This window comes from Colwellia sp. MB02u-14 (assembly GCF_014076915.1).
Taxonomy (GTDB): domain Bacteria; phylum Pseudomonadota; class Gammaproteobacteria; order Enterobacterales; family Alteromonadaceae; genus Colwellia_A.
Genome location: NZ_JACGUX010000062.1, coordinates 242247 through 258820, shown reverse-complemented (window position 1 = coordinate 258820; position 16574 = coordinate 242247). Strand labels below are relative to the sequence as shown.

General features: G+C 37.8%; 13 protein-coding genes. 8 read left to right on the top strand and 5 right to left on the bottom strand.

Going from position 1 to position 16574, the window contains the following annotated elements; genetic code table 11:
• Positions 1-16: 16 nt before the first annotated feature.
• A complete protein-coding gene (pyk, locus tag H4J52_RS06020; RefSeq protein ID WP_182179947.1) occupies positions 17-1468 on the bottom strand; it encodes a pyruvate kinase in 1452 nt (483 codons plus the stop codon).
• Between the two features lie 72 nt (positions 1469-1540).
• A complete protein-coding gene (locus H4J52_RS06015) occupies positions 1541-2389 on the bottom strand; it encodes a MurR/RpiR family transcriptional regulator (protein ID WP_182179949.1) in 849 nt (282 codons plus the stop codon).
• 370 nt (positions 2390-2759) lie between these two features.
• Here H4J52_RS06015 and zwf point away from each other — a divergent pair, with 370 nt between their 5' ends.
• The 5 genes from zwf to H4J52_RS05990 are packed head-to-tail and all read left to right on the top strand — an operon-like array spanning position 2760 to position 8451.
• Positions 2760-4229 (top strand): glucose-6-phosphate dehydrogenase, encoded by a 1470-nt coding sequence (gene zwf, locus H4J52_RS06010; protein WP_182179951.1) that lies wholly within the window; start codon positions 2760-2762, stop codon positions 4227-4229.
• A gap of 38 nt (positions 4230-4267) precedes the next feature.
• Positions 4268-4963, top strand: coding sequence for a 6-phosphogluconolactonase (pgl, locus tag H4J52_RS06005; protein ID WP_182179953.1), 696 nt, complete (start codon positions 4268-4270; stop codon positions 4961-4963).
• Between the two features lie 15 nt (positions 4964-4978).
• Entirely contained in the window at positions 4979-6817 is a 1839-nt protein-coding gene (edd, locus tag H4J52_RS06000) for a phosphogluconate dehydratase (RefSeq protein WP_182180024.1), read from the top strand.
• Positions 6814-7800, top strand: a complete 987-nt coding sequence (locus H4J52_RS05995; RefSeq protein WP_182224370.1) for a glucokinase — start codon at positions 6814-6816, stop codon at positions 7798-7800. Before edd ends, H4J52_RS05995 begins: the two co-directional genes overlap by 4 nt.
• Positions 7801-7803: 3 nt before the next feature.
• Positions 7804-8451, top strand: coding sequence for a bifunctional 4-hydroxy-2-oxoglutarate aldolase/2-dehydro-3-deoxy-phosphogluconate aldolase (locus H4J52_RS05990; RefSeq protein WP_182179957.1), 648 nt, complete (start codon positions 7804-7806; stop codon positions 8449-8451).
• Between the two features lie 61 nt (positions 8452-8512).
• Here the strand turns inward: H4J52_RS05990 and H4J52_RS05985 are convergent, their stop codons facing one another.
• Together H4J52_RS05985 and gap are read right to left on the bottom strand one after the other, a co-directional pair.
• Positions 8513-10684, bottom strand: coding sequence for a bifunctional diguanylate cyclase/phosphodiesterase (locus H4J52_RS05985; RefSeq protein WP_182179959.1), 2172 nt, complete (start codon positions 10682-10684; stop codon positions 8513-8515).
• Positions 10685-10929: 245 nt separating this feature from the next.
• Positions 10930-11934 carry a type I glyceraldehyde-3-phosphate dehydrogenase gene (gene gap, locus H4J52_RS05980; RefSeq protein WP_182179960.1) on the bottom strand — a complete coding sequence of 335 codons (1005 nt, stop codon included), beginning with the start codon at positions 11932-11934 and terminating at the stop codon, positions 10930-10932.
• Between the two features lie 202 nt (positions 11935-12136).
• Here gap and gndA point away from each other — a divergent pair, with 202 nt between their 5' ends.
• On the top strand, positions 12137-13675 hold the full coding sequence (gndA, locus tag H4J52_RS05975; protein ID WP_182179963.1) for an NADP-dependent phosphogluconate dehydrogenase: 1539 nt from the start codon (positions 12137-12139) through the stop codon (positions 13673-13675).
• 14 nt (positions 13676-13689) lie between these two features.
• On the top strand, positions 13690-14064 hold the full coding sequence (gene msrB, locus H4J52_RS05970) for a peptide-methionine (R)-S-oxide reductase MsrB (protein WP_182224369.1): 375 nt from the start codon (positions 13690-13692) through the stop codon (positions 14062-14064).
• 27 nt (positions 14065-14091) lie between these two features.
• On the opposite strand, the gene H4J52_RS05965 is transcribed toward msrB, so the two are convergent.
• Positions 14092-14892, bottom strand: coding sequence for a DUF2989 domain-containing protein (locus H4J52_RS05965; RefSeq protein WP_182223716.1), 801 nt, complete (start codon positions 14890-14892; stop codon positions 14092-14094).
• Positions 14893-15058: 166 nt separating this feature from the next.
• On the opposite strand from H4J52_RS05965, the gene H4J52_RS05960 reads away from it, so the two are divergent.
• Positions 15059-16507 (top strand): glyceraldehyde-3-phosphate dehydrogenase, encoded by a 1449-nt coding sequence (locus H4J52_RS05960; protein ID WP_182179969.1) that lies wholly within the window; start codon positions 15059-15061, stop codon positions 16505-16507.
• Positions 16508-16574 lie beyond the last annotated feature (67 nt).

Sequence of the window (16574 nt, the reverse complement as noted above, 5' to 3'; positions counted from 1 at the left end):
GCTTAACTTTACCCAATTAACTTAAGTGCTTTTTGGTCACCGTTAAGACTTTCAATGTATTGGTTGCACCAACAGTTTCCATCATATCACCATGAGTAAATATAACGATGTCATCAACTTTTAAATTTGATTTATTGAGTACTTTATTGAGTACTTCATTTGACAATTCTTCGTCTGAAAAATGGGTAGAGTCAAACTCAACAGGATAAACACCACGGTAAATAGCCGTTTTATTAAGTGTTTTCTGGTGACGAGATAAAGAATATATAGGTAAGCCAGAAGTAATACGCGACATTATTTTGCTGGTATGCCCTGATTCAGTCAAAGATATGATCGCTTTAACACCAACAAGATGATTTGCAGCATACATAGCAGACATTGCGATGGTTTCTGAAATTTCAGAAAAAGTGAGTTCATTACGATGGTTTGACATATTGACTGAGCGATGTTCTTCAGCGCCAATACATACAGATGCCATTGCTTTTACTGTTTCTACTGGATATTTACCCGCGGCAGTTTCAGCACTCAGCATAACTGCATCAGTACCATCAAGAACAGCGTTTGCCACATCCATAACTTCAGCGCGTGTTGGCATCGGGTTTTCAATCATCGTTTCCATCATTTGCGTTGCGGTAATGACCACACGGTTTAATTGACGACTACGAGCAATAATATGTTTTTGTTTACCCACTAATGCAGCATCACCAATTTCAACACCTAAATCACCACGAGCAACCATAACAACGTCAGAGGCTAAAATGATTTCATCAAGGATTTTGTCATCATTTACCGCTTCTGCACGTTCAATTTTAGACACTAAACGAGCATCACAACCCGCTTCTTGGGCTAATAAACGAGCTTCACGCATATCTGCTGCATCACGAGGAAAAGACACTGCTAAGAAATCGACATCAATTTTTGCCGCTAACTTAATATCTTCTTTATCTTTATCGGTTAAGGCTGGAGCGGTTAAACCACCACCTTGACGGTTAATGCCCTTATTATTTGATAAAGGCCCACCGACAGTGACTTCAGTGAAAACTGACTGTCCTTGTGTACTTAATACTTTTAGTTGCACACGACCATCGTCAAGTAAAAGTATATCCCCAGGAATAACGTCCTGTGGTAATTTTTTGTAATCAATGCCAACTTTTTCTTGGCAGCCATCACCTTTTTCTAATGTCGCATCAAGTTCAAACTTATCACCGATCGCTAATCTAATGGGGCCATCTTTAAACGTAGAAATACGTATTTTAGGGCCTTGCAAATCGCCTAAAATGCCAACATATATTCCAAGTTCTTTGGCAATTTCGCGTACGTTATTAGCACGATCAATATGATCTTGAGGAATACCATGAGAGAAGTTCAATCGAACCACGTTTACACCAGCGGCTAGTACTTCTTTCAATACGGCTTTGTCATCAGTGGCTGGCCCTAAGGTCGCTACAATTTTCGTTCTTCTAGGCATCTTAATCCTTATTATGTAATGGAGTGATTGTTGAAGACAAATATCGAGGTTTGTCTTCATTAATAATGATAGTTAGTCTTTACGCTCAAAACGTGAGCTACGTAAACTATCTTTTACTTTCTTTAAATTATCTCTAAATTTCGTCCCACGTCTTAACGTAAATCCGGTTGCTAGCACATCAATAAGTGCAAGTTGCGCAATACGTGATGACATGGGCATATATAAATCGGTATCTTCAGCAACATCAACAGATAAAACGATATTACATTCTTTTGATAAAGGGCTACCTGCGGTTGTTATTCCTATAACAATCGCATCATTTTCTTTGGCTAAACTTGCCACTTCAACCAGTGACTTTGTTCGCCCTGTGTGTGAAATGACCACCACTACATCGCCTTGGCGACTATTAATAGCACTCATACGTTGCATTAATATGTCATCAAAATAAACGACAGGGACATTAAAACGGAAGAACTTATTTAAGGCGTCATGTGCAACAACAGCAGAAGCGCCTAGCCCAAAAAATGAAATTTTATTGGCTTGTGTTAATACATCAACCGATCTGTTGATCACATTAGCATCTAAACTTTTACGAGCTAATTCAAGACTTGCCATGGTTGATTCAAAAATTTTATCCGTATATTCATCAGCCGTATCATTTTCGTCGACGTGCCGATTAACATAAGGTGTACCATTTGCCAGACTTTGTGCTAAGTGAAGTTTAAAGTCAGGGTAACCTTTAGTATCTAAACGACGACAAAATCTATTAACAGTGGGTTCACTGATATTTGCTTGCTTAGCTAATGCTGCGATACTGGCATGAATAACGGTACTGGGAGAAGATAATATTACTTCCGCCACTTTACGTTCAGATTTACTGAACGTATCTAACTCGTTGGCGATTTTTTCTAAAATATTCATGTCGGTTAATCCTACTTTTACAAAAATTGTAATTAATTTTCTGTTTAAATCACGAGAATAATGAAAATTTATTTCATAATTACCGCTAATATAAAACACATTAGCAATTTTTAGCAAATTTTTAATTAATGTTTAACCTAAAATAGCTAACCAGCAGAGAATTTTTAGTGAAATCATCTCTTGAACTCGATATATATTCATAATACCTAAAATGTAATTTAATTACAAAAAGTTCTTTACTGATGTGAGTATACCCGTTAAATTATGGATAAATGTAGTTTAGTTACAATATGTGCTGTATTTATTGATGACATAATTTTAGCTATTATTAGGTATCAGTAAAACAAGCCAACATAAGAGATAATGTTATATGAAAAATTCAGACCTTCAGTCTGCCAGTGAAATTGTTATTTTTGGTGCACTTGGTGACTTGTCTCGTCGTAAATTATTACCTGCTTTGTATCAATTAGACCAAGCCGGCTTATTGAACAATGAGAGCCGAATTTTAGGTGTTGCTAGACAAGACCATTCAGTCGAAGAATTTACTGCTTTTGTGGTTGAAAACCTTACCGAGTTTGTTAAAGAGGGTTTAGACAAACAGGTGATGGCTCGTTTTATTACCCGTTTGGTTTATCAACAATTAGATTTTAAAGATACCGCTTCGTACAGCCATTTAGCGACCACGTTAAAAGGTGGCCATGAAACGCGCGTTTATTATTTCTCAACACCTCCTGCTATTTATGGCGATATTACCGACGGTTTAAAATCAGCAACACTTATTACTGACGCAGACCGTGTCGTTATGGAAAAACCGATTGGTAATTGTCTTGCTTCTTCTAAAGTTATTAATGACCAAGTTTCTCGTTATTTTAATGAAAACCAAATTTACCGTATTGATCATTATTTAGGTAAAGAAACCGTACTTAACTTATTAGTACTGCGCTTTGCCAACTCACTTTTTACCAATAACTGGGACCGTAATAGTATTGATCATGTACAGATAACCGTTGCTGAAAGTGTTGGTATTGAAGGGCGCTGGGGATTCTATGATGACGCAGGCCAAATGCGTGACATGATACAAAATCATTTATTACAAATTCTATCTTTATTAGCGATGGAGCCGCCAGCTGATTTAAGTGCAGAGAGCATTCGTGCTGAAAAATTAAAGGCTGTGAAGGCGCTTGTACCCATTAACCGCATGAACGTGAAAGAAAAAACAGTACGCGGACAGTATGCTGATGGTTACTTAAATGGTTTACCTGTACCAGGGTATTTAAATGAAGAAGATGCCAATCAAAAAAGTGATACCGAAACTTTTGTCGCAATAAAAGCGGAAATTGACAATTGGCGTTGGGCAGGTGTTCCGTTTTACCTTCGCACAGGTAAACGTATGCCAGCTAAGCACAGTGAAATTGTGGTGCAATTTAAGCCCCAAGCTCACAATATTTTCAAAGAGAGCCATGTAGATTTACCCGCTAATAAATTAACCATTCGTTTGCAGCCCGATGAAGGCGTTGAGTTACAAATGATGAATAAAATTCCGGGTATTGCATCACAAATGCATATTCAAGAAAATAAACTCGATTTGAGCTTTTCAGAAACCTATGAAAATCAGCGTGTTGTTGATGCTTATGAACGATTGATGCTAGAAGTTATTAATGGTAATCAGTCATTATTTGTCAGTCGTGATGAAGTTGAGGCCGCTTGGACGTGGGCTGATAGTATTATTGAAGCTTGGCAGACGAGTAATGAAGCACCTAAAGCTTACCCTGCAGGAACCTGGGGGCCCGTTGCTTCGCTTTCAATGATTGCTCGTGATGATCGCCAGTGGGTTGAGTAACTAAATTTTAGTAATAATATAAATTTCAGGGAATAACTATGTATCAATTAAATGATTTTGCTCAGCGAGCAGATTTAGATAATGCTTTAGCTAAGGCAGTGGCTGAAATTTTATCAGACGCTATTAGTAAAAAAGGTAAAGCAAGCCTTGCTGTCTCTGGTGGCTCTACACCTAAAGGTTTCTTTACCGCATTATCAAATAAAGATATTGACTGGCAAAAAGTCACCGTAACGTTGGCCGATGAACGTTGGGTTGAGTTTGAGTCTGAGGCGAGTAATACGCGTTTGGTACATGAAAACTTATTGCAAAATAAGGCCTCTGCTGCTCGTTTTTTTCATCTCAAAAAAGCCGGCGAATTTAATCAAGCAACCCTGGCGTTATTAAATGCAGATGCTAAAAGTAACTTATTGCCATTAGATGTGCTTATTCTTGGCATGGGCGAAGATGGTCATACCGCTTCTTTATTTCCGTGTAGTAATGAAATATCAGCAGCACTAGCACCTGACAACACAGTAGCCTTAATGAAAGTTGTTCCTCAAACCGCTCCTAATGCTCGCATCACTTTTACTTATGCGCATTTAGCGCAGAGTAAAAATATTATTTTACATGTATGTGGTGAAAGTAAAAAGGTCGTTTTAGGGAAAGCACTTTCAAATAACAACCAAAAAGAAATGCCAATAAGGGCATTTTTACAAAACCCAGATATCAATACACAAGTGTATTGGGCGGAGTAACATATGACAATTAAAATGAATAAAAAAATCTTAGCGATCACCAATGAAATTATAGAGCGTAGTAAAATTTCACGCGCTAAATACTTAGCCAAAATTGAAGCTGAAAGTTCTCAAACTGTCCATCGTGCTGGTTTGTCATGTGGTAACTTAGCCCATGGTTTTGCCGCTTGTGGTAAAGAAGACAAAGTCTCACTACGTGGTATACATCACTCAGATATCGCCATTGTATCAGCTTACAATGATATGTTATCAGCTCATCAGCCTTATGAAGTTTATCCTGCGATTATAAAAGCAGCAGTCAGAGATGCAGGCGGTGTAGCACAGTTTGCTGCAGGTGTTCCCGCTATGTGTGACGGTGTAACCCAAGGTCAACCTGGCATGGACTTAAGCTTAATGAGTCGCGATGTTATTGCGATGTCTGCTGCTGTTGGTTTATCTCACAATATGTTTGATGGCGCAGCAATGCTTGGCATCTGTGACAAAATTGTGCCTGGTTTGTTAATTGCCAGTATGACTTTTGGACATCTACCAACCGTTTTTATTCCTGCAGGTCCAATGCCTTCAGGCTTACCCAATAAAGAAAAAGCACGTGTACGCCAACAACATGCTAAAGGTGAGGCCAATGAAGAAGAGTTACTCGAAGCTGAATCTGCATCATACCACTCTGCGGGTACGTGTACTTTCTTTGGTACGGCGAATTCAAATCAATTAGTGGTTGAGGTCATGGGACTTCATTTACCGGGCGCTTCATTTATCGCGCCGAATACCGAGCTTCGTGAAGAGTTAACTAAAGCAGCAGCACGCCAAGTCACACGGTTAACACAACAATCAGGTAACTATATGCCGATTGGTAGAATGGTTAATGAACGCTCAATTGTTAACGCCATTGTTGCATTACTTGCCACGGGCGGTTCAACTAACCTGACAATGCATATTATTGCCTTTGCAAAAGCTGCGGGCATTATTATTAACTTTCAAGATTTTAATGACTTATCTGAAGCGGTTCCACTTTTAACGCGTATATACCCTAACGGTGAAGCTGATATTAACCAGTTTCAAGAAGCAGGGGGTATGGCACTACTTTTTAGAGAGTTGATAGAAGGTGGCTTAATTTTTGAAGATGTCGAAACCATTTGTGGTCGTGGCTTAACGCGTTACACTAAAAAACCTGTTTTAGAGAGTGGTGAGCTTAAGTGGGTTGACTGTGTTGAAAAGTCACTTGACGATAGCATCATTGCTACTGTTGCTCAGCCATTTAAACCTACGGGTGGTTTACGCGTCCTTAAAGGTAATTTAGGTGTTTCTGTTATCAAGACATCTTCGCTACGCGAAGGTAGTTTTGTTATTAAAGCACCCGCGGTTGTTTTTGAAGATCAACACGAATTACAAGCGGCTTTTGACGCGGGTGAGTTAGAGAAAGACTTTGTTGCTGTCGTTCGCTTTCAAGGGCCTAAAGCCCGAGGAATGCCTGAGTTACATAAATTAACACCACCGCTTGGTGTTTTACAAGATAAAGGCTTTAAAGTTGCAATGGTGACAGATGGACGTATGTCTGGCGCTTCCGGCAAGGTACCTGCGGCGATACATTTATGTCCCGAAGCACTTGATGGCGGCTTGATTGCGAAAGTGAAAACGGGCGATATGATCCTTGTTAATGGTGAAACCGGAGAGCTGACCTTAATGGTTGACGAGGCAGAACTTGCCCAACGCAACAACGCTATTTTTCAAGTTAATGGCCACCATCAAGGTATGGGACGAGAGCTTTTTGGTTTTATGCGTCGCAACTTAAGTACAGCTGAAACAGGTGCTTGTTCATTATTTGATGAAACTGATGTAGCCGGAAAAATGTCATGAGTGAATCAACCATCAATTTAGTTGCTGACATTGGTGGTACTAATATCAGATTTGGTCTGGTTAACGACGACGGAACAACGTCTGACATTAACACTTATCAGTGCGACAAATATGACAGCTTAGCCGATGTTATTGGCGTTTATTTATCGTCACATGCATGTGACGGAAAAACGTTAAACGCTTGTTTAGCTATTGCCTGCCCGGTAGAGAATGATCAAATTACCATGACCAACTTACCTTGGACATTTTCTCAATCGGCTTTAAAAAATGAATTAAATATAAACCAGTTATTTTTAATTAATGATTATACAGCAATTGCTCATGCCGTACCTTTACTTAACAACTCACAAAAAGTACAGATTGGTGAGGGGGTTGCTATTGCAGGTAAACCAATTTCTATTTGTGGGCCTGGAACCGGTTTAGGCGTCGCTAATTTAGTACCGACCAGTGATGGTTGGTGTTGTTTAGGAGGTGAAGGCGGGCATGTTGATTTTGCTCCCATTGACGCTAATGAAATTAAAATATTAAATTATTTACTTGACCTAAAACAGCATAGAATTTCATATGAACAATTACTTTGTGGCAGAGGGTTAGAGCAAATTTATCAAGCTTTTTTGTCGATTGACAACCTGCCTAAGCACAAATTATCCGCTGAAGAAATATCAGCAAAAGCGATTGAGGGTTCCTGTCCACTCTGTGAAAAAGCATTAGAGCAATTCTGTAAGACTTTAGGCAGTTTCGCGGGTAATTTAGCCTTAACATTAGGGTGTTTTGGTGGTGTGTATATTGCTGGAGGTATTGTTCCTCGTTTTATCAATTTTATCAAGGATAGTGGTTTTAGGCAGCGTTTTGACGCGAAAGGCCGACTATCGAGTTTTATTAACAATATTCCGACGTATGTGATCACTGAAGCTCAACCTGGTTTAATAGGGGCATCAGCCTATATTCGTCAACAATTATCTTCAATGAAAGGACAAATGTAAATCATGACCATAACAAAAACTTGGCAACTATCGCCAAAAGACATTTTCGCTATGGGGCCAATAGTACCTGTTCTTGTTATCAAAGATGTTGAAGATGCATTACCTATTGCCAAAGCACTCCTTGCTGCAGGTATAAAAGTCTTAGAAGTGACTTTACGAACTCCAGCAGCACTTGATGTCATTAAAATCATTGCTAAAGAGTTACCTGAAGCTTGTGTCGGTGCAGGAACGGTGACTAACCGAGAAATGCTCCAACGTTGCCAAGAAGCTGGTGCTAAGTTTGCGATAAGCCCAGGTTTAACAAAAGACTTATTACAAGCAGGCAACGAAGGTAATATTGCACTTATCCCTGGAATTTCATCGATTTCAGAAATGATGGATGGCATTGATTTTGGCTATGATCATTTAAAGTTCTTTCCAGCAGAAGCCTCTGGCGGTGTTAAAGCAATACAGTCAATGGGGGGGCCATTCCCCGATATTCTCTTTTGCCCAACGGGTGGCATAAATTTAAGTAACGTTAATGATTATTTAGCTCTATCAAATGTTGCTTGTTGTGGTGGCTCTTGGTTGGTTACTGACGAGATCATAAAAAATAAAGACTGGCCTAAAATTACTGAATTAGCAAAGCAAGCGTTAGCCCAGGTAAAATAATGTGTTATTAAAGATGACAAGGCTGAAGTTACTTCAGCCTTGTCATCTAATTATTGGCATTTTAAGTGAGAGGGTGGGTAAAACTGAATTTCTTTAAAAAAATCTCTAATGCTTGAACAGGCAAAGGTTTTGAGAAATAGTACCCTTGGATAAAGTCACAACCGAGCTCTGTTAATATTTCTACTTCTTCTTTTTTTTCGACGCCTTCAGCGACCACGGCAATACCTAATGCTTTTGCCATTGTAATAATGGCTGTTACAAGTGTTTTGTCATCCTTAACCATCGTCATTTCTTTAATAAAACTTCTGTCTATTTTTAGAATATCAATAGAAAAACGCCTTAAATAGCTTAACGATGAGTAACCCGTACCAAAGTCATCAAGCGCTATTTTACAACCAGCATCTTGGATACTTTTTAATAAAGATATATTGTTGCCGTTTTCTGGTGCTAATACACTCTCCGTTAATTCAAAGCAAATATCACTGGGTGATAGACCCGACGCCTCGATAACATTTAACCATAAATTGTTATTGGCTTCATCTATGGGGAATTCATAAATAGAACGATTTATATTAAAAATAATATCAGTAAAACCCGCGTTTTTAAGGGTTTTAAGTACTTGGCAAGATTTCTTTAGCACAATATCACCTATTTTATCAATTAAGTTAAAGTGCTCAGCGATAGGAATAAAATCAGTAGGTGACACCCAAGTCCCGTTGTTATTCCAGCGCACAAGGGCTTCAAATTTGGTACATAATTGTGTTTTTAATGAAATTATAGGCTGAAATACGACATCGAGTTTATTACTGTTAATCGCCTCTTCAAGTTCACTTTTCACCTTTAAAATTCGAGCGGCACTTTCTTCCATATTTGAGGTGAAAAAGCGGAATGAATTTCTGCCATTATCTTTTGCATCAAACATCGCTTGTTCCGCTTTTTTAAATAAACCTGCTGCATTTTTTTCATCATGTGGAAATAGTGCAATGCCTATACTGAGCGAACAACTTGTGGTGATACCGTCTAAGTGAAACGGATCTGAGAAAGATTTCTTTATGTTCTCAGCAATACGCTGCGCTCCTTGCTCATCCGGCAGGTTTTTAATAAAAAGGGCAAAACTGTCACCACTTGTTCTTGCTACGGTGTCAGTGGCACGTATAAGTGATTTCAAACGATTAGCGACTAGCCTTAATAGCTTGTCGCCAAAGGCATGCCCGTAGGTGTTATTAATATGTTTAAATAGATCAAGATCCATAACAAGTAATCCACATAAAGATTGTATGTTCTGCGGTTCTTGGCAATTTTGCTTTATGGCTTGATCAACTTGTTGAAATAACATTTTTTTATTAGCGAGTTTCGTTAACGAATCAAAGTAGTACTGGCGCTTTATTTTGCTTTTATCTTTATTTTGTTGCGTAATATCTGAAAAAAAAGACACATAGTGAGTCACTTGATTTACTTTGTTATAAATAGTACTTATGGACAGCCATTCAGGGTATATTTCGCCACTTTTTCGCTTATTCCAAATTTCTCCTTGCCAGTGTCCTCGACGTTTTAACTGAGACCACATTTTTTGATAGAAGTGTTTGTCATGATGACCCGATTGGAAAAACTTTGGCGTTTCCCCTGTCACTTCATCGATGTGATAACCAGTAATTTTACTAAAAGCTTTATTGGTATGAATAATACGAGTGTGTGCGTCAGTAATTAAAATAGCTTCATGGCTATTTTCTATAATAGTATTCGTTAACTCCAACTTTTCAGAGTAAGATTTTTTGTGTAACTCTCTTTCAATAAACCCGGAAAATAACAGGAATAATGTTTCGATTTCATTGGTGTTAGAAATAGGTTCTTGAAAAAGAGCAACTAAAATAGCGGCAATATTTCCCTCTACATTTTTAAGAGGAACGCCAACATAGCCTTCAATACTCATATCAATTAATCGTGCATCATTAGGATATCGTTGCTGAATATTACAGCGATGGGTACAAATTAATGAATTAACTATCTGTTCACATGGCGTATTAGGCAAAGAATAAGAAATATTTTCAATGATCTTTCCTTGGCTAGCTAAAGCAATAGTGGTTGCCAATGTGTCGTTATCATCTAATGATGCAATATAGACAAAGTCAGCATTAATCGCTTTACTCAATGATAAACAAATGTCATGGAAGAAATTAGCACTGTTTATATTGGCTAAGCTTTTAACAATACTTTTAATACGATATTCGTTCATACGCTAACTTGTTGTTGAGAAGGGAAACCACAATAAAAAAGCTTAAGGTCAACACTTTAAAGAATGATCTTATCGCTTATCATTTACGTTTTATAGGGAAATGTATGGCTTGTAGAGAGGGAGTTAAACAATATTGATTAAAATCAATATTTATATAACTAAATGTTACTTATATCATTTTATTTAAATAAAAAAACCAAATATTTATATTTGGCTTTTTATATTAGAGGTATTAATAAATAATTTTAGTTTTTATAAGCACTAATGTAGGCAACTAAGTCAAGTACTTTGTTTGAGTAGCCAATTTCATTGTCATACCAAGAAACTATTTTTACAAATTTATCAGTAAGTGCAATACCCGCACCCGCATCAAAAACAGAGGTGCAAGTTTCGCCAATAAAATCGTTAGAAACAACTTGATCTTCGGTGTAACCTAAAATCCCTTCTAAATCTCCATAAGCGGCTGACTTCATCGCATCACAAATTTCTTGATAAGTTGCGCTCTTCTTAAGATTAACCGTTAGATCAACAACAGAGACATTCGGTGTAGGTACCCGAAATGCCATACCGGTAAGTTTACCATTTAATTCAGGAATAACTTTACCAACCGCTTTTGCTGCACCTGTTGATGAAGGGATTATATTTTGCCCTGCACCACGGCCACCACGCCAGTCTTTAGCTGAAGGGCTATCAACTGTTTTTTGTGTTGCTGTAGTTGCATGAACAGTGGTCATTAAACCACTTTCAATACCCCAGTTATCATTAAGTACTTTAGCAATAGGTGCTAAACAGTTGGTGGTACATGATGCATTGGAAACAATGTCTTGACCTTTATACTTGTTGAGGTTTACTCCACAAACAAACATCGGCGTGTCATCTTTTGATGGGGCTGAAAGTACAACTTTTTTAGCACCAGCGATTAGATGTTTGCGGGCAGTCTCATCGGTTAAAAATAAACCGGTTGATTCAACAACAACATCAACATCTATCTGATCCCATTTTAATTCTTCAGGATTACGAACTGCCGTTACTCTAATAATTTTACCGTCGACAATGAGTTGTCCGTCTTCAACTTCTACAGTTCCATTGAATCGACCATGTGTTGAGTCATATTTAAGCATGTAAGCCATGTAATCAATGTCGATTAGATCATTTATACCGACAATTTCAATGTCACTTCTTTGTGCTGCTGCTCTAAATACAAAACGGCCAATGCGTCCAAAACCGTTGATACCAACTTTAATAGTCATGCTGAAACCTTAAATAAAAATAATGTAGTAAAATTACATCATTTTGAGATTTTTACAAGCAATACTTTATGGCTAGTTGATTTTTAGTGATTAAAAGGTCGTTTTATTACGTATATAAGGCAGCTTTTATTGCTAGTGGCTTAGTTTTGTTCATGGTAGAATGCATGCCATTATATTTCTTAGTATTTATGGACTTTCTAATATGACACAAGACAATAGTTTGTGTGACATCGGCTTTATTGGCCTTGGTGTAATGGGTAAAAATTTAGTGCTAAATTTAGCTGATAATGGCTATAGTATTGCTGCTTTTGATTTAGATAATGAAAAGGTGCTTGGTGTTATTGCCCAAGACAAATTGGAAAATGGTGAAAATAAACAACGTGTTCATGGTTGTTCTTCATATACCGAATTACTATCACGCTTAAAAACTCCTCATCTTATTGTACTCTCTGTGCCTGCTGGTGCGCCTGTTGATCAAGTCTCTGAAAGCTTGATCGGTGCTGGTATCCAACCCGATGATATTATTATCGATACCGGTAACAGCCTTTGGGTTGATACGGTAGCCCGTGAGAAAAAATACAAAAATAATTTTATTTTATTTTCTTCGGCTGTTTCTGGCGGTGAAGTAGGAGCACGATTTGGTCCAGCATTAATGCCTAGTGGCTCTCCTTATGCATGGACACGTATTAAACCTATATGGGAAGCTATATCAGCAAAAGTTGATGCCGAATCAGGTAAGCCTTTAGAGCGGAGTAAACCTGGAGAAACAATTAAAAAAGGTGAACCTTGTGCTGCATATATTGGCCCTGCAGGTGCCGGACATTATGTAAAAATGGTGCATAACGGTATTGAATACGCTGATATGCAAATTATATGTGAAGCCTATCATACCCTCCGCGCTGGTTTGAATTTATCACCAGATGAAATCGCTGATATTTTTGAACAATGGAACCAAGGGCCTTTAGATAGTTATTTAATGGAGATTTCTGTAGAAGTATTACGCCATAAAATAACGGATGATAACATTCCTCTGGTTGATTTAATTCTTGATAAAGCAGGGCAAAAAGGAACGGGCTTATGGACAGCCGCAAGTAGTTTAGAATTAGGTACACCAGCACCTACTATAGCGCAAGCGGTATATGCGCGTTCTATTTCTTCTTTTAAAGACTTAAGAGTGCAGGGTGCGAGTTTACTTAATGGACCTGAAGCAATAGCATTAAACCCACAAGAAAAATCAGCCTTTATTGCGCGATTACATGATGCAATTTATTGCGCTAAAATCTGTGCATATGCACAAGGTTTTCAGTTAATGAAGCAAGCTGAGAAAGAACACGGCTGGGAATTAGATTTTGCCAGTATTGCTAAAATATGGCGTGCAGGTTGTATTATTCGTGCGGCATTTTTACAATCTATTACTGAAGCTTTTAAACGCAATGCGAAGCTAGAAAACTTAATGTTAGATGCCTTCTTTGTTGAGCAACTAAACGCTCACCAATTGAACTGGCGAAAAACCGTTGCAGAAACCGCTTTAATGGGAATTTCAACCAGTGCCATCAGTTCATCGTTAACTTATTATGATGCTATGCGCACAGCGGTGCTTCCTGCAAATTTATTACAAGGGCAACGAGATTTTTTTGGCGCCCATACTTTTGAACGGTTAGATCAAGAAGCAGGAAAGAAATTTCATGTCGAATGGTCTCATCCTGAGCGTGAAATGATCGAATTTGGTCACTCTAAATAAAAGGTAATAACAATATGTCTACAGACGCTTATCAAGACAAATTATCACCAGAGGCATACCAGGTATGCCGGTTAGCGGCTACAGAGCAACCCTTTAGTGGTGAATATAATGATCATTGGCTAGAGGGGACTTATTATTGCGCGTGCTGTGAAAAAAAATTATTTTCCTCAGCTGATAAATTTCAATCAGGTTGTGGATGGCCAAGTTTTTCTGCAGCGATCAGTCCAAATGTTGCTTATATTGAAGATGTTAGCCATGGGATGACACGTACAGAGATCACTTGTAGTGATTGTGATTCACACCTCGGCCATGTTTTTGATGATGGACCTCAGCCAACAGGCAAACGTTACTGTGTTAATTCACTCAGTTTAGAGTTTATTTCTCGTTAGTATCTATAAAGCGAATAGTTAAAAACATTATATTTTGGGGGCTTTAAACGTCCCTGACTTTATTTTTTCTAATGTCGACTTAGCTACTTTGTCTAATAAATTTTTGTCTAAGTTATAACCACTGATATAATTATTTAGAGAGTTTTCTGTCACCTCTTTATGTTCTGGCATATATAAACGTAAGATCCGTAACCAAATGTAGACTCGTTTTACTTGTTGCTTTTCGATAAATATAGTTGATATTGACTCAAAAACCTCTGGATTTATTTGCTCATTTTCGTTTGATAGCTCTAGAGAGTGATAAAGTAACTTGAGCGTTTTCTTTGAATCTATTTTTGTATAGTAAGTCGCTAGATTGAATTGAGACCTAGGGTTTTCTAATGCGATGCTACCTTCTTGGGCTAAAAACTTGTCTAATGCCCCTTCATTAATGTAACGTGACCAATGGTAATAAAGTAGGTGAGGGTGTTCAGAGATTTCTGTTTCTTTTGAAATTTCTTTAATACGATTCTTCGCTTTAATGGCATTGTCTACGCGCATCGTTTGTTTATGCTTTAATTTAATATGTTCAATTTTTGATGCATGAACCATACATTGTGCATAGTTTTCATAACTGAGTAGCTGGTGATATTTGTGTAAATCTGAGGCGGCTAATTTCTGTTCTAAATTCGAAAAACCCACCATGATACGTTCCCGCTTACACCATGAGTCTTCTTTAAATTCATCACAAATTTCTGTATTATTTTCACAAAGCTCCGCAAAGTTTGGTTGGTTATCACAGGCGGATAATAAAAAAAGTAGTGAAAAAAATCTTAATGTTGTCTTCATTTTAGTACCATATTTGAAAGTAAAATCCTGTGTAACTAGTGGCGAAAGTTTTCAGGTTCGATTACAATAGTGCCGCATTTAATTATTATTGTAGTTAGTGCTAATATTATAGCTAATATTAATAATAACTCATCGTTCAATTGACTGAAATAAAAAGGTTTACGCAATGACTTCTCTTCTTGAGGAACAATACCAAGCTAGCTGGCAAGAACGCCAAACATTTGCTGAAAATATGCAACCTATTATAGGGCAACTTTTCAGAAACAAAGGTCTTGAAGTATCTATTTATGGTCGACCATTAGTCAATGCTTCTGCAATTGACATCATTAAAGCACATAAGTCTGTCGCTTTACATGAAGAGAGTAAGTTACGTTTACGTGAAAGCTTTCCTTTTATTGATGCATTAAACAAGATGGACTTAGCACCTGCTCGTATTGATGTGGGTAAATTAGCTTATCGTTACCTGTTTCAAGGTCAAGCCAATGGCTTATCAATTGAACAATTTTTAGAAAAAGAATTAGTCACTATTAACAAAAATTCAGGCATTCAAAAACCTAAAGATGTTGTCCTTTATGGTTTTGGTCGTATTGGACGCTTATTAGCTCGACTATTAATTGAACGTGCTGGTCCAAGCTCAACATTAAATTTACGCGCTATTGTTATTCGTCCCAGTGGTAAGGGTGATTTAGCTAAACGTGCCAGTTTATTACGTCGTGATTCAGTGCATGGTGCTTTTAACGGCAGTATTACTATCGATGAAGAAAATAGTGTCATTAAAGCTAACGGTGCCTTTATCCAAGTCATTTATGCAAAAAGCCCTAGCGACATCGACTATACACAATATGGAATTAATGACGCTTTAGTTGTTGATAACACAGGGGTATGGAGCGACGAAGAAGGTTTAGGTCAACATTTACAGTCAAAAGGCGTTGCTAAAGTATTGTTAACAGCTCCCGCTAAAGGTGATATTAAAAATATCGTTTATGGCGTAAACCAAGATATGATTTTAGCCGATGACAAAATTATTTCTGCTGCTAGTTGTACGACTAACGCTATCACACCTGTGTTAAAAGCTATTAACGATGAGTTTGGTATTAAAAATGGTCACGTTGAAACGGTTCATTCATACACGAATGATCAAAATCTGATTGATAACTACCATCCAGCGCCGCGTCGTGGCCGCAGTGCACCGTTAAACATGGTGATCAGTACAACGGGAGCTGCTAAAGCTGTTGCTAAAGCATTACCTGAATTGAAAGGTTTGTTAACAGGTAACGCTATTCGTGTTCCTACACCAAACGTTTCAATGGCTATCATGAATTTGAACTTGAAAAAGTCGACAGATAAAGCCGCGCTAAACGATTATTTACGTAATATTTCGTTAAATTCAAAACTACAAAATCAAGTAGACTATACAGCTTCAACTGAAATTGTTTCTACGGATTTAGTGGGTTCGCGTTACGCGGGTGTTGTTGATTCTCAAGCAACGATTGTCGATGGCGATCGCGCTGTATTATATGTATGGTATGACAATGAATTTGGTTACAGCTGTCAGGTTGTTCGTGTTATGTTGGAAATGGCAGGTATTCAAGTACCCACGTTACCAATTACCTAGGTTCGTTATGAATTGACCTTTACTTTTTTTACATTGAACGTCAATTTTATTTCCCCCTCCCGCTAAA

Excerpts from the sequence above, each read along its gene's own strand:
- pyk (WP_182179947.1), bottom strand. The coding sequence starts at position 1,468 with ATGCCTAGAAGAACGAAAATTGTAGCGACCTTAGGGCCAGCCACTGAT.
- H4J52_RS06015 (WP_182179949.1), bottom strand. The coding sequence starts at position 2,389 with ATGAATATTTTAGAAAAAATCGCCAACGAGTTAGATACGTTCAGTAAA.
- zwf (WP_182179951.1), top strand. The coding sequence starts at position 2,760 with ATGAAAAATTCAGACCTTCAGTCTGCCAGTGAAATTGTTATTTTTGGT.
- pgl (WP_182179953.1), top strand. The coding sequence starts at position 4,268 with ATGTATCAATTAAATGATTTTGCTCAGCGAGCAGATTTAGATAATGCT.
- edd (WP_182180024.1), top strand. The coding sequence starts at position 4,979 with ATGAATAAAAAAATCTTAGCGATCACCAATGAAATTATAGAGCGTAGT.
- H4J52_RS05995 (WP_182224370.1), top strand. The coding sequence starts at position 6,814 with ATGAGTGAATCAACCATCAATTTAGTTGCTGACATTGGTGGTACTAAT.
- H4J52_RS05990 (WP_182179957.1), top strand. The coding sequence starts at position 7,804 with ATGACCATAACAAAAACTTGGCAACTATCGCCAAAAGACATTTTCGCT.
- H4J52_RS05985 (WP_182179959.1), bottom strand. The coding sequence starts at position 10,684 with ATGAACGAATATCGTATTAAAAGTATTGTTAAAAGCTTAGCCAATATA.
- gap (WP_182179960.1), bottom strand. The coding sequence starts at position 11,934 with ATGACTATTAAAGTTGGTATCAACGGTTTTGGACGCATTGGCCGTTTT.
- gndA (WP_182179963.1), top strand. The coding sequence starts at position 12,137 with ATGACACAAGACAATAGTTTGTGTGACATCGGCTTTATTGGCCTTGGT.
- msrB (WP_182224369.1), top strand. The coding sequence starts at position 13,690 with ATGTCTACAGACGCTTATCAAGACAAATTATCACCAGAGGCATACCAG.
- H4J52_RS05965 (WP_182223716.1), bottom strand. The coding sequence starts at position 14,892 with ATGAAGACAACATTAAGATTTTTTTCACTACTTTTTTTATTATCCGCC.
- H4J52_RS05960 (WP_182179969.1), top strand. The coding sequence starts at position 15,059 with ATGACTTCTCTTCTTGAGGAACAATACCAAGCTAGCTGGCAAGAACGC.